General features: G+C 61.3%; 15 protein-coding genes. 12 read left to right on the forward strand and 3 right to left on the reverse strand.

What is annotated here, in order from left to right; all coding sequences use genetic code 11:
• The first annotated feature begins 416 nt into the window (after window positions 1-416).
• Window positions 417-578, forward strand: coding sequence for a hypothetical protein (locus BLS51_RS29840; protein ID WP_175472685.1), 162 nt, complete (start codon window positions 417-419; stop codon window positions 576-578).
• A 130-nt stretch (window positions 579-708) separates the two neighbouring features.
• Entirely contained in the window at window positions 709-2,724 is a 2,016-nt protein-coding gene (locus tag BLS51_RS25110) for a primosomal protein N' (protein WP_090190638.1), read from the forward strand.
• Here BLS51_RS25110 and BLS51_RS25115 read toward each other — a convergent pair.
• Window positions 2,721-3,608, reverse strand: a complete 888-nt coding sequence (locus BLS51_RS25115; RefSeq protein WP_090190635.1) for an ArgP/LysG family DNA-binding transcriptional regulator — start codon at window positions 3,606-3,608, stop codon at window positions 2,721-2,723. The two genes, BLS51_RS25110 and BLS51_RS25115, sit on opposite strands and share 4 nt — an antisense overlap.
• 95 nt (window positions 3,609-3,703) lie before the next feature.
• On the opposite strand from BLS51_RS25115, the gene BLS51_RS25120 reads away from it, so the two are divergent.
• Together BLS51_RS25120 and BLS51_RS25125 are read left to right on the forward strand one after the other, a co-directional pair.
• A complete protein-coding gene (locus BLS51_RS25120; RefSeq protein ID WP_090190632.1) occupies window positions 3,704-5,146 on the forward strand; it encodes a dihydrolipoyl dehydrogenase in 1,443 nt (480 codons plus the stop codon).
• A gap of 69 nt (window positions 5,147-5,215) precedes the next feature.
• The gene (locus BLS51_RS25125) at window positions 5,216-6,343 is read left to right on the forward strand and encodes an HD-GYP domain-containing protein (protein WP_090190629.1); all 1,128 of its coding nucleotides are present in this window, start codon (window positions 5,216-5,218) and stop codon (window positions 6,341-6,343) included.
• Here BLS51_RS25125 and BLS51_RS25130 read toward each other — a convergent pair.
• The gene (locus BLS51_RS25130) at window positions 6,340-6,822 is read right to left on the reverse strand and encodes an SRPBCC family protein (RefSeq protein WP_090190626.1); all 483 of its coding nucleotides are present in this window, start codon (window positions 6,820-6,822) and stop codon (window positions 6,340-6,342) included. The genes BLS51_RS25125 and BLS51_RS25130 overlap by 4 nt on opposite strands.
• 145 nt (window positions 6,823-6,967) lie before the next feature.
• On the opposite strand from BLS51_RS25130, the gene BLS51_RS25135 reads away from it, so the two are divergent.
• The 4 genes from BLS51_RS25135 (at window position 6,968) to BLS51_RS25150 (ending at window position 9,875) form a co-directional block, all read left to right on the forward strand.
• Complete coding sequence (locus BLS51_RS25135) at window positions 6,968-9,046, forward strand: UvrD-helicase domain-containing protein (RefSeq protein WP_090190623.1); 2,079 nt, start codon at window positions 6,968-6,970, stop codon at window positions 9,044-9,046.
• Window positions 9,043-9,252 (forward strand): SlyX family protein, encoded by a 210-nt coding sequence (locus BLS51_RS25140; RefSeq protein WP_090190621.1) that lies wholly within the window; start codon window positions 9,043-9,045, stop codon window positions 9,250-9,252. Before BLS51_RS25135 ends, BLS51_RS25140 begins: the two co-directional genes overlap by 4 nt.
• A 72-nt stretch (window positions 9,253-9,324) precedes the next feature.
• Window positions 9,325-9,603, forward strand: a complete 279-nt coding sequence (locus BLS51_RS25145; RefSeq protein WP_090190618.1) for a type II toxin-antitoxin system RelE/ParE family toxin — start codon at window positions 9,325-9,327, stop codon at window positions 9,601-9,603.
• Window positions 9,603-9,875, forward strand: coding sequence for a HigA family addiction module antitoxin (locus BLS51_RS25150; protein ID WP_090190615.1), 273 nt, complete (start codon window positions 9,603-9,605; stop codon window positions 9,873-9,875). Before BLS51_RS25145 ends, BLS51_RS25150 begins: the two co-directional genes overlap by 1 nt.
• On the opposite strand, the gene BLS51_RS25155 is transcribed toward BLS51_RS25150, so the two are convergent.
• Entirely contained in the window at window positions 9,872-10,339 is a 468-nt protein-coding gene (locus BLS51_RS25155) for a heme-degrading domain-containing protein (protein WP_090190613.1), read from the reverse strand. The two genes, BLS51_RS25150 and BLS51_RS25155, sit on opposite strands and share 4 nt — an antisense overlap.
• A gap of 124 nt (window positions 10,340-10,463) precedes the next feature.
• On the opposite strand from BLS51_RS25155, the gene BLS51_RS25160 reads away from it, so the two are divergent.
• From BLS51_RS25160 to BLS51_RS25175, 4 genes are all read left to right on the forward strand, one after another.
• The gene (locus tag BLS51_RS25160) at window positions 10,464-11,603 is read left to right on the forward strand and encodes a GGDEF domain-containing protein (protein WP_090190610.1); all 1,140 of its coding nucleotides are present in this window, start codon (window positions 10,464-10,466) and stop codon (window positions 11,601-11,603) included.
• A gap of 71 nt (window positions 11,604-11,674) precedes the next feature.
• Window positions 11,675-12,124, forward strand: coding sequence for an SRPBCC family protein (locus BLS51_RS25165; RefSeq protein ID WP_090190607.1), 450 nt, complete (start codon window positions 11,675-11,677; stop codon window positions 12,122-12,124).
• 194 nt (window positions 12,125-12,318) lie between these two features.
• Window positions 12,319-12,894: a TMEM175 family protein gene (locus tag BLS51_RS25170; protein ID WP_090190605.1), complete on the forward strand. Its 576-nt coding sequence runs from the start codon at window positions 12,319-12,321 to the stop codon at window positions 12,892-12,894.
• Window positions 12,895-13,120: 226 nt separating this feature from the next.
• Window positions 13,121-15,250, forward strand: a complete 2,130-nt coding sequence (locus tag BLS51_RS25175) for a M3 family metallopeptidase (RefSeq protein ID WP_229207749.1) — start codon at window positions 13,121-13,123, stop codon at window positions 15,248-15,250.
• Window positions 15,251-15,275 lie beyond the last annotated feature (25 nt).

The raw sequence follows: 15,275 nt of genomic DNA on the forward strand, positions 1-15,275 counted from the left end.
TCCTTCGGGAACGTGCCCTTTTTCATTGGTGCGAACGGACTACTCAAGCCGACTTATGCACAATTTTTTTTGCTGCGGAAATAATAGGCAGCCACTTTTCGCTAGCCCTTGAGCACTTTGTAAGTATATGATTTGCAAGGATAATTTTTATGACTCGCAGGGCAATATTTAGCAAGCCGTAAACCTTGTGCAGAACTATCATCCGCTTTATTTCTTCATTTTCCACAAAGTTATCCACAAAAACTGTGGACAATAAATAAAATGACTTAGTAAACCGTGACTTAGCTTTAATGTTGCTGTTTTGCTTTAGGATTATGTTGCGTTGCACGATTTTTAAGCAAAAATAGCAGCCTTGCCAAGCCTGTTATCAAGTCGCAAAGCTTGAGGTGAGCATAAGTATAAAATTTGGTACGCTTGTGCTGCGCAATATCGCCAAAACGCGCAAAAAAGTGCTTGATTTCGAGGAAAAAAACATCCTAAATACTTCACTTATGCACAGCTGGCCGGAAGCGATGACGAATTTCCAGCCTCTGGGAAGCGTTTTCCAAGTTACTGATTTTAAAGAGAAAAAATTTTGAATTTTTACCCGGTTTTGGACGATACCAACGTGGATGTCACGGCTTTCCGGGGAATAAGATTCCATTGTCCACAAAGTTATCCACAGAAACTGTGGATACATACAGCATCGATAAATTTGCAGGGTGCAGCATGAATAATCCACGCCCTTGCTACCTTCAAATCGCCATTGATACGCCGCTGAATGCGGTTTTTGATTACCGCTGGCAATGCGAGCCGGCCGAGCGGCCGCAAGTTGGCCAGCTGGCGCTGGTGTCCTTTGCGCGGCGCGAGGTGGTGGGCCTGATCGTCGGCGTGGCCGATGAGTCCGATGTGCCCGTGGATAAGTTGAAAGATGCGCTGGCGGTGCGCAGCCAGCTGTCGCCGCTGTCGCAGAAATGGCTGGCGCTGGCCGGCTTTGCCGCCGATTACTATCAGCGTCCGCTGGGCGAAGTGGCGCTGCCGGGCCTGCCGAAGAATCTGCGCGTGCTGACCACGGTGGCGCTGGACCGCGCGCTGAAGAAACTGGCCAAGCTGGATGCGCCGCACGACGCCACGCCAGCCAATATGCCGGCGCTGAACCCGCAGCAGCAGCAGGCGGCGGACTTTATCGGCGGCGCGCAAGGTTTCACGCCGTCGCTGCTGTACGGCGTCACCGGCAGCGGCAAGACCGAGGTCTACCTGCAAGCCTGCGCGCAAGTGCTGGCGCGCGCGCCGGACGGCCAGATCCTGATCCTGGTGCCCGAGATTAACCTGACGCCCCAGCTGGAAGGCAATATCCGCGCGCGTTTCCCCGGCGTCATGCTGGCGACCTTGCACAGCAGCCTGTCCGAAGGCGAGCGCATGCTGCACTGGCTGGCGGCGCATGAGGGCAAGGCGCGCATCGTGCTGGGCACGCGGCTGGCGATCCTGTCGTCGTTGCCGAACCTGAAGCTGATCGTCATCGACGAGGAGCACGATCCATCGTACAAGCAGCAGGAAGGCTTGCGTTACTCGGCGCGCGACCTGGCCGTGTGGCGCGCCTGGCAGTTGCAGATTCCGATCGTGCTGGGTTCGGCGACGCCGTCGCTGGAAACCTGGCATCACGCGCAATCGGGCCGCTACCGCAAGCTGGAGCTGCGCGAGCGGGCAGTGAAAAACGCCGTGCTGCCGCAGGTGAAGCTGATCGACATGGAGCGCGACAAGCCGAAGGACGGCCTGACCTCGCAGCTGGTGGCGGCGATCCGGCAGCGCATGGAGCGCGGCGAGCAGTCGCTATTGTTCCTGAATCGTCGCGGCTATGCGCCGGTGATCTGCTGCGAATCCTGTGGCTGGATCAGCGAATGCACGCGTTGCACATCGTTCATGGTGCTGCATCGTCCCGAGCATCGCTTGCGCTGCCACCATTGCAGCCTGGAGCTGCGCATTCCGCGCCATTGCCCGACCTGCGGCAACGTCGACCTGCAACCGCTGGGACGCGGCACGCAGCGCGTGGAGGAAGGCTTGCAGGCGCTGTTCCCGGAGGCGCGCGTGCTGCGCATCGACGCCGACTCCACCCGCAAGAAGGGCAGCGCGCAGGAGGCTTTCGATACCGTGCACCGGGGCGAGGTGGATATCCTGGTCGGCACGCAGATGGTCGCCAAGGGACACGACTTCAAGAAGCTGACGCTGGTGGGCATCATGAATCCGGATACGGCGCTGTTTTCGCAGGATTACCGCGCCAGCGAGCGGCTGTTTGCGCAGCTGATGCAGGTGGCCGGCCGCGCCGGGCGGGCGGGCATGCCAAGCGAGGTGCTGATCCAGACGCGTTATCCGCAGCATCCGCTATACGGCGCGGTGGTGCATCACGATTACGATCACTTTGCCTCGGCCTTGCTGGAGGAGCGCGAGCAGGCGGCCTTGCCGCCCTATCTGTTCCAGGCGCTGCTGCGGGCGGAGGCGCGCGAGCTGGCGACAGCGATCGAGTTTCTGACCATTGCGCGTGATTGTTTGCAGCATCCGGGCATCACCATCAACGATCCGATTCCGATGACGATGACGCGCGTGCACAACGTCGATCGCGCGCAATTGCTGGTGGAGTCGCCATCACGGCCGGCGCTGCAAGCCTTCCTCAAGGAGTGGTTGCAGACGCTGCGCGACATGAAAAGCCGCGTGAAGTGGTCGCTGGAAGTCGATCCGCTGGATATTTAGGGCAGCAGATTGCGCCTGGCGGTGGCGATGACCTGTTCCGACAGCGCGCGGGTGAACGGCGTATCCAGGTTCCACGCATGCCAGTTCAGCGCGACATCAACGAAATGTCCCGGCGCCAGGTCGACCAGCCGCTCGTCGTTCAGCGCCGCCGACACCTGCTGCCACGGCAGCAGGCCATACGCCAGGCTGCCGAACACGCACTCGGTGGCGGCCGCCGACAGCGGCAGCGTGTGATGCGGATAGGCGCCGCGCAAATCCAGCACCTCGTGCAGGAAGCCGTCCATCATGTCGCGGTCGCTGACCACGGCCGGCGCCAGCCGCGCCGCCTCGATCGAAAAGCCATCGCCAAACCAGTGCCCGGCAAACGCCTTGGTGGCCACGCACACGTAGCGCATGCGGCCCAGCGGCGTTATTTGCGGGCCATTCGCCTGCGCTTCGGACGGCCCGGCAGCCACGCAGCCGAACACACTGCCTTCGCTCACCAGGTGCAGCGCCATATCCGTGCCGGCCTGCTGCACATTCAGCTGGCAGCGCGGCGGCGACAGCAACGGCTGCAAGCCCAGCGGGAACCAGGTCGCCAGGCTGGCCGCGTCCACCGCCAGCGCGATTTCCGGCATGCTGACCTGGTTGCCGAGGTCGATATCCAGCGACGCCTCCATCAGCTTGACGTTGCGGTGGTGGGACACCAGCCGCTGGCCCAGCCCGGTCGGCACGGCCGGCTGGCCGCGCACGATCAGCAGGCGGCCGGCTGCATCCTCCAGCGCCTTGATGCGCTGGGATACGGCCGATTGGCTGATGCCGAGCGCCAGCGCGGCTTTTTCAAAGCTGCCCTGGCTGACCACGGCATCCAGCACGGCCAAGGCCCGGTAATCCAGATTATCCATAAGTCAAACTTATAAAATTTGAAAACGATAAGTAATACTAATACTGATTTGCTTTGAAGTAAAACACGATTGGCAATCAGGAGTAGACTTATTCCATGAAAACCTTACGCACTGAAGTCGCCGTCATCGGCGCAGGCACCGCCGGCATGACCGGTTATCGCGCCGCCAAGGCCGGCGGCAAGCAAACTCTGCTCATCGAGGGGAATGTCTACGGCACCACTTGCGCGCGCGTCGGCTGTATGCCGAGCAAGCTTCTCATTTCCGCCGCCGACGCGGCACACATGTTGCAGGCGGCGGCCGGGTTCGGCGTTCATGCGGGTGACGTGCGCATCGACGGCAAGGCGGTGATGGCGCGCGTGCGCAGCGAGCGTGACCGCTTTGTCGGTTTCGTGGTCGAGAGCGTGGACGGCTATCCGGCCGAGGACAAGCTGCATGGCCATGCCCGCTTCCTCAGCGCGACCCGGCTGCAAATCGACGATCACACCGTGGTGGAGGCGGAACGCTTCGTCATCGCCGCCGGTTCGACGCCGATCGTGCCGGACGAGTGGCGCGCCGCCGGCCCGCGCGTGATCACCAGCGATGAAGTGTTTTACTGGGACGACCTGCCGGAATCGGTAGCGGTGGCCGGCACCGGCGTCATCGGGCTGGAACTGGGCCAGGCGCTGCATCGCCTCGGCGTGCGCGTCACCATCTTTGGCCGTGGCGGCAGCGTTGCCCAACTGAGCGATCCGGAAGTGCTGGACGTGGCGCGCAGCGCCATGCTGGACGAACTGGACGTGCGCTTCAAAACCAAGGTGGTGAAAGTGGTACAGCAGGGCGATGGCCTGGCTGTCACCAGCGAAGACACCAACGGCGACCAGCACACCGAACACTTCAGCTACCTGCTGTCGGCCATCGGCCGCCGGCCGAATGTGCATCAGCTGGGCCTGGAAAACACCGGCTTACAGCGCGACCATCATGGCATTCCTGTCTACGACAAGCAGACCATGCAGTGTGGCACGTCCGCCATCTTCATCGCCGGCGACGCCAACGACGAGCGCCCGCAGCTGCCGGAAGCCGCCGACCATGGCCGCATCGCCGGCGCCAACGCGGCGCGCTATCCTGACGTGCAGCCGGGCCTGCGCCGCACGCCGCTGGCGATCACCTTCACCGAGCCGCAGATCGCCACCATGGGCAGCAGCTACAGCGAATTGTGCGTCACGCATGCCGGCCGTTTTGCCGTCGGCAAGGTGTCGTTCCACAACCAGGGCCGCAGCCGCGTGATGTTGCAGAACAAAGGCCTGCTGCGCGTATATGCGGAGTACCATACCGGCCGCTTCCTCGGCGCCGAGATGATCGGGCCGCGCGCGGAAAATATCGGCCATCTGTTGTCCTGGGCAGTCCAGGCAGGACTGACCGTGGACGCCATGCTGGACATGCCGTTCTACCATCCGGTGGTGGAGGAAGGCGTGCGCACTGCGCTGCGCGACCTGGCCCACCATCTGGAACATGAGCCGGCGCATGACTGCCCTTGCGTCGACTGTACGCCCGCTCCCTGATCCTTATTTTTAAATCAAAGATACAAAAAAACTCACACATTCTCACGTGAAAAGCCGTATGCTTCACCCATGAACATACGTAAAGTGACAGCAGCGGATTTAAAGTTGGGCATGCTGCTACCGTGGGATGTGTACGGTGAAAATGGCGCTTTGCTGGTTCGCAAGGGACACCTGATCGCCAGCGCCAACCAGATCGCCTATCTGATCGAGCGCGGCGTGTTTGAAGACGGCCAGCCGCCTGAGGAGGCGCCCGAACCACCGTCCGTGCTGCGCAAGCTGAACGCAGCCTATCTTGAATTGCACACCTTGCTGCAAGCCGTGTCGCTGGGCGTGGCGCCGCCGGATGTTGTCCGCAAGCTGGACGACATCGCGCTGCTGGTGCACGCCGCCGTCGACCTCAACGCCGATATCGCCACCGCCAGCGTGCTGCATAATCAGCAGGCAGCGCCGTATGCGGCGCGGCATAGCGTCAACACGGCAGTGATCGCGGTGCTGCTGGCGCGTGCCCGCCAGCGTTCGCGCAACGACGTGATGACCGTGACGCTGGCGGCGCTGACGATGAATGTCGGCATGCTGGCGTATCACCAGCGCTGGCATGACGACGCCGAGCCGCTGGACCGCATCCGCATGCAGGCGCACCCGGAGCGCAGCGTGCAGTTACTGCGCCAGGCCGGCGTCAACGACGAAGCATGGCTGCAATGCGTGCTGCATCATCACGAAAACGAGGACGGCAGCGGCTACCCGCATGGCAAGGTGGGTGCGCAGATTCCGCTGTTGTCGAAACTGGTGGCGCTGGCCGACCGCTATTGCGCCCGCATTTCCGAGCGCCGCTACAAGCCGCCGCTGACGCCCAACGGCGCGCTGCGCGACATGCTGCTGGAGGCGCGCACCACACTGGACACCAACCTGGTGTCGCTGGTGATACGTGAACTGGGGATTTATCCGATCGGCACCTGGGTGCGCATGGTGAACGGCGAGGTGGGCGTGGTGTCGCGCCGTGGCCTGCAATCGACCACGCCGCATGTGGAGTCGGTGATCGGGCCGCGCGGTGCACCGCTGCAGGTGTTCCTGCAACGCGATACCCGCAATGCACTGCACGCCATCCGCGAAGTGCTGAGCAGCGCGCAGGTGGCCGCGCTGCACGCCCCGCCGCTGCGCATGGCGCAGGTGTGGGGGCGCGCGGCGCTGGCCGACTAGTTCAGCATGGCGTCCAGCCGGCCCTGCTGCGCCAGTTCGCGCAGCATGCCGATGGTGTCGATGTCCGACTCGACATAAGCCGAGCGGCGGAATTCATCGTACATGGCGTTGGCTTCGTCGGTGGCGGCGTCGTGGCTGTCCTCGTACTGGAAGCGCACGAACAGCGTGTCCTCGGTCGGCTGCTCGATGGTCATGGTCAGGCTGGACTCGGCGATGTCCTGCTGCGCGGCCACGCGGTAGCGCACCTGGCGCATCGGCTCCAGCTCCACCCGGTCTTCCACCACCAGCTCGCCGTAGCGCAGGCGGCGGCGGAAGCCGTGGTCGCTGCGCTCGTCGATGATGGCCTCGTCCAGATGCGGCACGAACAGTTTCGGCGACTCGGCGCGCAGCACCAGGCCGGCCCAGACTTGCTTGACGCTCAGCACATCGATCAGCGGATTGAGTGGGTCGTTGACTTCGATTAAGTGTTCAAATTTCATAATTGCAACCAGTATAAGGTTAGGCGGTGGCCGCGATTCCCGCATGTTAGCGCATCATCAGCGCCGCATCATGCGGCATATCAGTGGCGGCCGCCGCGACTGATACAATGTGGGGCTGTTTGTCTGTTTTACTAGCCCTCGTCCGATGTCCACCAAAGTTCCCGTTTTCGGCCTTAATTTGCCTCAGAGCCAGGCTGTTACCTACCTGGATGGTCCATGCCTGGTGTTGGCAGGCGCCGGCTCGGGCAAAACCCGCGTCATCACGCAGAAGATTGCCCACCTGATCGAGGACCGGGGCTACGATCCGCGCACCATCGCCGCGCTGACCTTCACCAACAAGGCGGCATTGGAGATGCAGGAGCGTATCGCCAAGCTGCTGAAACAGCCGAAGCAGGCCAAGCAGCTGACGGTGTCGACCTTCCACTCGCTGGGCGTGAAGATCTTGCGCCAGGAAGCCAATGGCGTCGGCCTCAAGGACCGCTTCTCGATCATGGACGCCGACGATTGCGGCTCGCTGGTGCAGGATATGGCGCTGACCACCGACAAGCAGGTGGTACGCCGCATCCAGACCGATATCTCGCTTTGGAAGAACGGCCTGGTCGACCCGATGACCGCGCTGCACCAGGCCAAGGACGAGGACGAGGCGCAGTCGGCGCGTGTCTACGCCAGCTATGTGGCGACGTTGTCGGCCTATCAGGCGGTGGATTTCGATGATTTGATCCGCTTGCCGGTGGAACTGTTCCGCAACAACGATCCGGTGCGCGACAAGTGGCAGCGCCGCCTGCGCTATTTGCTGATGGACGAGTACCAGGACACCAACACCTGCCAGTACGAGCTGGTCAAGCTGCTGGTGACCGGCATCGGCAAGAAGCCGATGTTCACCGCCGTGGGCGACGATGACCAGGCGATCTACGCCTGGCGCGGCGCCTCGGTGGAAAACCTGAAGACCTTGCAGACCGATTTCCCCGACCTGCAAGTGATCAAGCTGGAACAGAACTACCGTTCCACCACGCGCATCCTGCAGGCGGCCAACTCGGTGATCGGCAACAATCCCAAGCTGTTCGAGAAATCGCTGTGGTCGGAGCACGGCCTGGGCGAGCCGATCCAGGTGACGTCGATGCCGACCGATGACGCCGAAGCCGACCAGGTGGCGATGCTGATCTCGGTCGACCATTTCACGCGCAAGAACAAGTGGTCGGACTACGCGATCCTGTATCGCGGCAATCACCAGGCGCGTATCATCGAGCAGGCCTTGCGCAAGGAGCGTATTCCGTACACGATTTCCGGCGGCCAGTCGTTTTTCGACAAAGCGGAAATCAAGGACATCATCAGCTATCTGCGGCTGCTGGCGAATACCGACGACGATCCGGCCTTCATTCGCGCGGTGACCACGCCGCGCCGTGGTGTCGGCCAGTCGACCATGGAAACGCTGGGCACCTTCTCCGGCCAATGGCAATGCTCGCTGTTCGAAGCGGTGTTCAAGGGCGGCATCGAGGGCCTGCTGCCGGATCGCCAACTGAATCCGCTGCGCGACTTCTGCAACTTCATCAACAACCTGGAAGCGCGCGCCAGCCGTCCCGGCCCGGCGGGCAGCGGCGACAACGCGGCGCAGGTGCTGGATGACCTGCTGGAGGCGATTAATTATGAAAACTATTTATACGATATGTTCGACGAGCGCGCGGCCCAGAGCAAGTGGCAGAACGTGCTGGAATTCGTCAACTGGCTGAAGGATCGCGGGCGCGGCGGCAAAGACCGCGACGGCGAGGAAAAGAATGTGCTGGAGCTGAGCCAGATGGTGGCGCTGATGTCGATGCTGGAAGGCCAGGACGAAGACCCGGATGCAGTACGCATGTCGACGCTGCATGCGTCGAAAGGGCTGGAGTATCCGCACGTGTTCCTGGTCGGCGTGGAAGAGGGCATCCTGCCGCACAAGGGCGACGCCGACGCGCCGGCCGAATCGATCGCCGCGCGGGTGCAGGAAGAGCGGCGGCTGATGTACGTCGGCATCACGCGTGCGCAGCGCACGCTGCACATCACCTGGTGCAAGAAACGCAAGCGCGCGGGCGAGCAGGTACACTGCGACCCGTCGCGCTTCATCAAGGAAATGAAGTTGGATGAAGGCACGGCCGTGCCGATGGAATCCGAAGTGCTGACGCCGAAGGAACGCCTGGCGCGCATGAAGGAACTGCTGGCCACGCCGAAACCCGACAAGGAACAACCATGAATACCGAAGACCGCTTCATCGACATCGAAATCAAACTGGCCTACGCCGAAGACATGGTGGACTCGCTCAGCCAGCGCATCCACGAGCAACAGCAGCAGATCGACAAGCTGGAGCAACTGTGCGCCTCACTGGTCCAGCACGTTCGCAACGCCGCCCAGAACAACGGCGGCGGCCAGCTCCCCCACGAACGCCCACCGCACTACTGATCATCTGCGCCAGCGCAAACGCGCGGCGATTGCGAACCGTTAGATTGAGGTTTAATCTACACGGAGCGCAAGGTGATTACCTCATTCAAGCATAAAGGACTTTACGGGTTCTATGCACGTCGTGACAGACGGGGAATTCCTGCTGTATTTTCCGCGCGGATCGAGCGAATTATCGAACGTCTGGATAGCAGTGTTTGCCCAGAGGATATGGATTTGCCGGGCTACAAATTCCACGCTTTGAAGGGAAAGCGCTTGGGAATTTTTAGCGTGCATGTATCAGGCAACTGGCGCATCACTTTTGGTTTTGATCAGAATGACGCAATTGAAGTTAATCTGGAGGACTATCATTGATGAAATCCTTACGAGATCCCCGCCGGCGTCCCACTCATCCTGGTGCCATATTGCGGGAGGACGTGTTGCCTGCCCTGGAAATGACACAAGGCGAGTTTGCGCAACGTATTGGTTTGAGTGAGGCCGATCTGTCCGATTTGCTCCAAGAGAAGCGTGCGCTTTCGATAGATAGCGCGCGCAGCATTGCCCTGTTTTTAAAAACGACCAGCGAGAGTTGGCTGCATATGCAGCAAGCAGTCGATGCCTGGGATGAGATGCACTCGATTGCTTAAATTAGCACGGCGCGCAGGGCTTCGATGACCAGGGCGTGGTCTTCGGCCTGGCGCAGGCCGGAGACGGTGGCGGTGCCGATGATGCCGGTATCCTTGATGGTGATCGGGAAGGCGCCGCCGTTGGCAGCGTAGTCCACCGGTGGCAGGTATTGGATGTCTTCGAACACCACGCCACGTTGCTTGTGATCGATACCGACATAAAACGAGCAGCGGCCGAAGCGCGCCACCACATTGTTCTTGCGCCGTATCCACTCAGCCTGGTCGGCCGATGCGCCCTGCATGGCGTGATGGAACAGCACCTTGCCGTTGATGGTGATATTGACCGTGATGACCTTGTCGCGCGCCTTGGCCAGCTCGACAATCTTCAGGCCCAGCGCCAGTGCGGTGTCGCTGCTGAAGGCGGTGAATTGTAAGTCTTGCTCTTGCTGCGTCAGCGTGTCCAGCAGTTCCGCGTAATTTTCCATGCATGCTTCCGTTTGTTAAGGGATGTAAGTTCAGAGTGTAGCCCAGTCGAGCTTGCTATACTGCACGCCTTCCCCTCTTTTGCCTTCCCGTATGCATCTTGATGTTGCTTCTTTGCTCATAGCCATGACGCTCAACCTGCTGGCGATCGCCGCCGCATTGTTGGCGGTGATGGGCAAGGTCAACCTGGCCGCGCGGCGGGCGCAGATCGGCATCCTGCTGCAAACGCTGGGCTGGGTGCTGCTGATGGTCTCCGGCCAGGTCGAGTCCGGCTCAGCCATCGACCGCCTGCTGTCGACGCTGGCCATGGGCGGCATCGCTGGCGGCCTGGCCTACAGCGCCATCGCCTTCGACCTGTGGTGCGGCCGTGCGACGGTGGCGCGGGCGCCGGCCATCATCGCGCTTATCATGACGGTCGGCTATTGCATCGGCTTTGACAGCTATCCGTTCCGCGTCGGCTGGGCGAATGGCTTGCTGACCCTGCAAGTGGCGCTGGTGGTGGTGGCGCTGTGCCGCAAAACCGAGGTGCCGGTCGGCGCCTGGCGCTGGCTGCTGGTGGCTTCGCTGCTGGTACAGATGGTGGTGACCGCCTCGCGCGGCGTGCTGGGCGCCTTCTACACCGAACTGTTCCCGAATTTCTTCACCCCGCATCCGGCGAATGTAACGTTCGCGCTGGCCACCAATGTGACGGTGGTAATGTCGCTGGTCGGCATCCTGCTGGCGCACCGCGACGAGGCCCAGCGCGAACTGGAGCGCCAGGCCAGCACCGACGGCATCACCGGCGCGCTGAACCGCCGCGCCTGGCTGGAGCGCGCCACGCTGGTCGTCAGCGACAGCCAGCGCTTGCAGCAACCGCTGTGCGTGCTGTTGCTGGACCTGGATCACTTCAAGGAAATCAACGACACCTACGGCCACGAAGCCGGCGACCGCGCGCTGAAGCTGTTTGTCGACGGCATGAACACCGTCGGCGGTCAGCGCAACCTGGTTTGCCGCTACGGCGGCGAGGAATTCAGCGTGCTGAAGCGCGATGCCGACCTGGAAGCGATCCGTGCCTACGACCAGCGCCTGCGCGTCTGGCTGGCCGAGGCCGGACCGCGCGAGCTGGGCATGCCGCTGACCTACAGTGCTGGCATCACCCTGCTGCAAGGCCAGCACGACACGGTGGAATCCATGCTGCGCCGCGCCGATTCCCTGCTGTACAGCGCCAAAATGCTTGGCCGCAACCGCACGCTGGACGAGCAGGCGCTGGAATTAAGTCTGCAGTAGCGGCGTGTGTCGATTTCCGCTACCCTCGTTCGTCGTGGAGGTAGGCCAACTTTTTTTGAAGGGAATCGACCATGACCACCAATACCGTACAACTGCAGCGCGTGCTCAAGTCCAGCGCCGAGCGCGTCTACCGCGCTTTCCTTGATCCGGATGCACTGGCCAAATGGCTGCCGCCGCATGGCTTCATCGGCAAGGTGCACCAGCTGGATGCCAGGGTGGGCGGCGCCTACCGGATGTCGTTCACCAATTTCACCACCGGCGGCAGCCATTCCTTCGGCGGCGAATACCTGGAACTGGTGCCTGGCGAAAAGCTGCGCTACACCGCGCAGTTTGACGATCCCAACCTGCCGGGACCGATGCAAACCACCGTCACGCTGCGCGCGGTGTTCTGCGGCGTCGAGATGAAGGTGGTACAGGAAGGCATCCCCGCCGTGATTCCCACCGAGGCATGCTACCTCGGCTGGCAGGAATCGCTGGTGCTGCTGGGACAACTGGTGGAAGCGGAAATCCGCGAAGAATAAACCCGTTACAGACGCTCCCGGCGCTGCTGCTGCCATTTGGGTTTCCGGGAAAATCCGGCGATAGTCTCCATTTAGCCATAGCCTCAGTGCACGGGTCTACAGTCTATACTCTGGATCGCAAGATGGCCGCTGCCGGATCGAAGCCTGGCAGCACGGTTATCTTGCTCTGAAGATAAAGACTGCATTGGACACTTATGGGCAAGAACCGGTTGGAAGCATTCAGCGATGGCGTGATCGCGATCATCATTACGATTATGGTGCTGGAGCTGAAGGCGCCGCATGGGGCGGATTGGCATGCTCTGCAGTCTGTATTGCCGGTGTTTTGCAGCTATGTGCTGAGCTTTGTGTATGTCGGGATTTTCTGGAACAACCATCACCACATGCTGACCGCTTCCTCGGTGGTCGATGGCCGCGTGCTATGGGCCAACCTGCACTTGCTGTTCTGGCTGTCGCTGGTGCCGTTCACCACCGGCTGGATGGGTGAGAACGATTTCGCGCCGCTGACGGTAGCGCTGTATGGCGCGGTCCTGTTCATGTCGGCCATCGCCTATACCTTGCTGGAGAAAGCGTTGATCGTGTGCAATCCCAGCGATGCGGTGATCACGGTGGCGCTGGCCAAGGAGCGCAAGGGCTATGCATCGGTGGCGCTGTATCTGATCGCCATCTTCACTGCTTTCCTGCACGTGTGGATCTCGTTCGGGCTCTACATTCTGGTCGCTTTCCTCTGGTTCCTGCCGGAGCGCCGCATCGAGGCGCTGTTCAAACGCTAAATGCAGATTGCATTAGTGCATCCCTTATTTTCCCGTCATATTCAACGGTAATTTCCGAACGGACAAAGTATTGTTCGGAAATTTCCGCATGATTCCAAGAAAGTGCAGTGCAGCATTTTTTGCCAGTGACCCCACCGTTTCCCGCTGCTATGATCTGACGCTTCCATGCTGAACTTTTAAGCGTTCCAGCATTTTTCCTGCCCTTCATAAGAGAATAGAGATCTTCATGACCCGACCTCATATGCTTGTCGTTGCCGCCGCCCTGGGCGTGGCATTTTCGCAAACCGTACTGGCCGCTCCGGCCGCCAGCCTGGCCGGCAACCCGCTGGCCACCGCCAGCACGCTGCCGTTCCACTATCCAGCGTTCGACAAGATCAAGGACGAGCATTTCATTCCGGCGTTCAATGAAGGCATGCGCCAGCAACTGAAGGAAGTCGATGCCATCGCCAACAGCAAGGCGGCGCCGACGTTCGACAACACCATCGTGGCGATGGAAAAATCCGGCGCGCTGCTGATCCGCGTGCAGACCGTGTTCTACAACCTGCAAGGCGCCAACACCAACGACAAACTGGATGCCGTCGACAGCGAAATGTCGCCGAAGCTGGCCGCGCATGCAGACGCCATCTATCTGAATCCCAAGCTGTGGGCGCGCGTCAGGTCGCTGTACGAAAAACGCGACGCGCTGAAGCTGGATGCCGAATCGAAGCACCTGCTGGAACGCTATCACACCGACTTCGTGCGCGCCGGCGCCAACCTGTCGGCCGCCGACAAGACCAAGCTGAAAGTCATCAACGGCGACATCGCGAAACTGCAAACCGCCTTCACCCAGAACGTGCTGAAGGAAACCAACGCCTCCGGCCTGGTGGTCGACAACCGCGCCGACCTGGCCGGCATGAGCGACGCTGCCATCGACGCCGCTGCGGCAGCGGCCAAGGCCAAGGGCCTGGATGGCAAATTCTTCGTCGCCGTGGTCAATACCTCGGGCCAGCCGCCGCTGGCGGAACTGACCAACCGCGCGGTGCGCGAAAAGCTGATGGCGCTGTCGCTGGCGCGCGGCAGCCATGGCGGTGAATTCGACAACCGCGAACTGGTGCTGAAGATCGCCAAGGCGCGCGCCGAGAAAGCCACGCTGCTGGGCTACGCCAATTTCGCCGCCTACTCGCTGGAAGACCAGACCGCGCACGATACCGCGTCGGTCAACAAGCTGCTGGGTGAGCTGGCCAAGCCGGCGGTCAACAACGCCAGGAAGGAAGCTGCCGACCTGCAAGCGGTGGTCGATGCCGAAAAAGGCGGTTTCCAGATCGCCGCCTCGGACTGGGCCTACTACACCGACAAGGTGCGCGCGCAGCGCTTCGCCTTCGACGAGAACCAGCTGAAGCCATACTTCGAGCTGGATAATGTGCTGGTCAACGGCGTCTTCTACGCGGCCAACAAGCTGTATGGCCTGAGCTTCAAGGAGCGCAAGGACCTGCCGGTGTACAACCCGGACGTGCGCGTGTTCGATGTGTTCGACGCCGACGGCAAGCAGCTGGCGATCTTCCTGGCCGATATGTATGCCCGCTCCAACAAGCAGGGCGGCGCCTGGATGAACGAGTACGTGTCGCAATCCTCGCTGCTGGGCACCCACTCGGTGGTGGCCAATCACCTGAATATTCCCAAGCCGCCGGCCGGCGAGCCGACGCTGCTGACCTACGATGAAGTGAAGACCGCCTTCCACGAATTCGGCCACGCGCTGCACGGCATGTTCTCGAACGTGAAGTACCCGCGCTTCTCCGGCACCAGCGTGCCGCGCGACTTCGTCGAATATCCATCGCAGGTCAACGAGATGTGGGCGGTATGGCCGGAAGTGCTGGCCAACTACGCCAAGCACTACAAGACCGGTGCGCCGATGCCGAAAGAACTGCTGGACAAGGTGGTCGCGTCGAAGAAATTCAACCAGGGCTTCATGACCACCGAGTACCTGTCAGCTTCGCTGCTGGACCAGCGCTGGCACCAGCTGACGCCGGCGCAAATCCCGACCGATGTGCTGGGCTTTGAGGCGCAGTCGCTGAAAGACATGGGCGTGGACTTCGCGCCAGTGCCGCCGCGCTACCGCACCACCTACTTCTCGCACAGCTTCTCCGGCGGCTACTCGGCCGGCTATTACGCCTACCTGTGGTCGGAGAAACTGGATGCCGACACCGTTGAATGGTTCAAGGAAAACGGCGGCCTGCAACGCAAGAACGGCGACTGGTTCCGTGCCAAGCTGCTGTCGCGCGGCGGCACCGACGATGCCATGAACCTGTTCCGCAACTTCCGTGGCCGCGATCCTGTGATCGAGCCGCTGCTGGAGCGCCGTGGCCTGAACGGCAAATGATCTAAATAGTTTATAAGGATAACTG

Origin of the sequence: Duganella sp. OV510, assembly GCF_900100205.1 — a bacterium.
In the GTDB taxonomy this organism is placed as follows: Bacteria; Pseudomonadota; Gammaproteobacteria; order Burkholderiales; family Burkholderiaceae_D; genus Rugamonas.

What these genes read in the sequence shown, in the direction of transcription:
- BLS51_RS25110 (WP_090190638.1), top strand. Translation starts at nt 709, where the DNA reads ATGAATAATCCACGCCCTTGCTACCTTCAAATCGCCATTGATACGCCG.
- BLS51_RS25115 (WP_090190635.1), bottom strand. Translation starts at nt 3,608, where the DNA reads ATGGATAATCTGGATTACCGGGCCTTGGCCGTGCTGGATGCCGTGGTC.
- BLS51_RS25120 (WP_090190632.1), top strand. Translation starts at nt 3,704, where the DNA reads ATGAAAACCTTACGCACTGAAGTCGCCGTCATCGGCGCAGGCACCGCC.
- BLS51_RS25125 (WP_090190629.1), top strand. Translation starts at nt 5,216, where the DNA reads ATGAACATACGTAAAGTGACAGCAGCGGATTTAAAGTTGGGCATGCTG.
- BLS51_RS25130 (WP_090190626.1), bottom strand. Translation starts at nt 6,822, where the DNA reads ATGAAATTTGAACACTTAATCGAAGTCAACGACCCACTCAATCCGCTG.
- BLS51_RS25135 (WP_090190623.1), top strand. Translation starts at nt 6,968, where the DNA reads ATGTCCACCAAAGTTCCCGTTTTCGGCCTTAATTTGCCTCAGAGCCAG.
- BLS51_RS25140 (WP_090190621.1), top strand. Translation starts at nt 9,043, where the DNA reads ATGAATACCGAAGACCGCTTCATCGACATCGAAATCAAACTGGCCTAC.
- BLS51_RS25150 (WP_090190615.1), top strand. Translation starts at nt 9,603, where the DNA reads ATGAAATCCTTACGAGATCCCCGCCGGCGTCCCACTCATCCTGGTGCC.
- BLS51_RS25155 (WP_090190613.1), bottom strand. Translation starts at nt 10,339, where the DNA reads ATGGAAAATTACGCGGAACTGCTGGACACGCTGACGCAGCAAGAGCAA.
- BLS51_RS25160 (WP_090190610.1), top strand. Translation starts at nt 10,464, where the DNA reads ATGACGCTCAACCTGCTGGCGATCGCCGCCGCATTGTTGGCGGTGATG.
- BLS51_RS25165 (WP_090190607.1), top strand. Translation starts at nt 11,675, where the DNA reads ATGACCACCAATACCGTACAACTGCAGCGCGTGCTCAAGTCCAGCGCC.
- BLS51_RS25170 (WP_090190605.1), top strand. Translation starts at nt 12,319, where the DNA reads ATGGGCAAGAACCGGTTGGAAGCATTCAGCGATGGCGTGATCGCGATC.
- BLS51_RS25175 (WP_229207749.1), top strand. Translation starts at nt 13,121, where the DNA reads ATGACCCGACCTCATATGCTTGTCGTTGCCGCCGCCCTGGGCGTGGCA.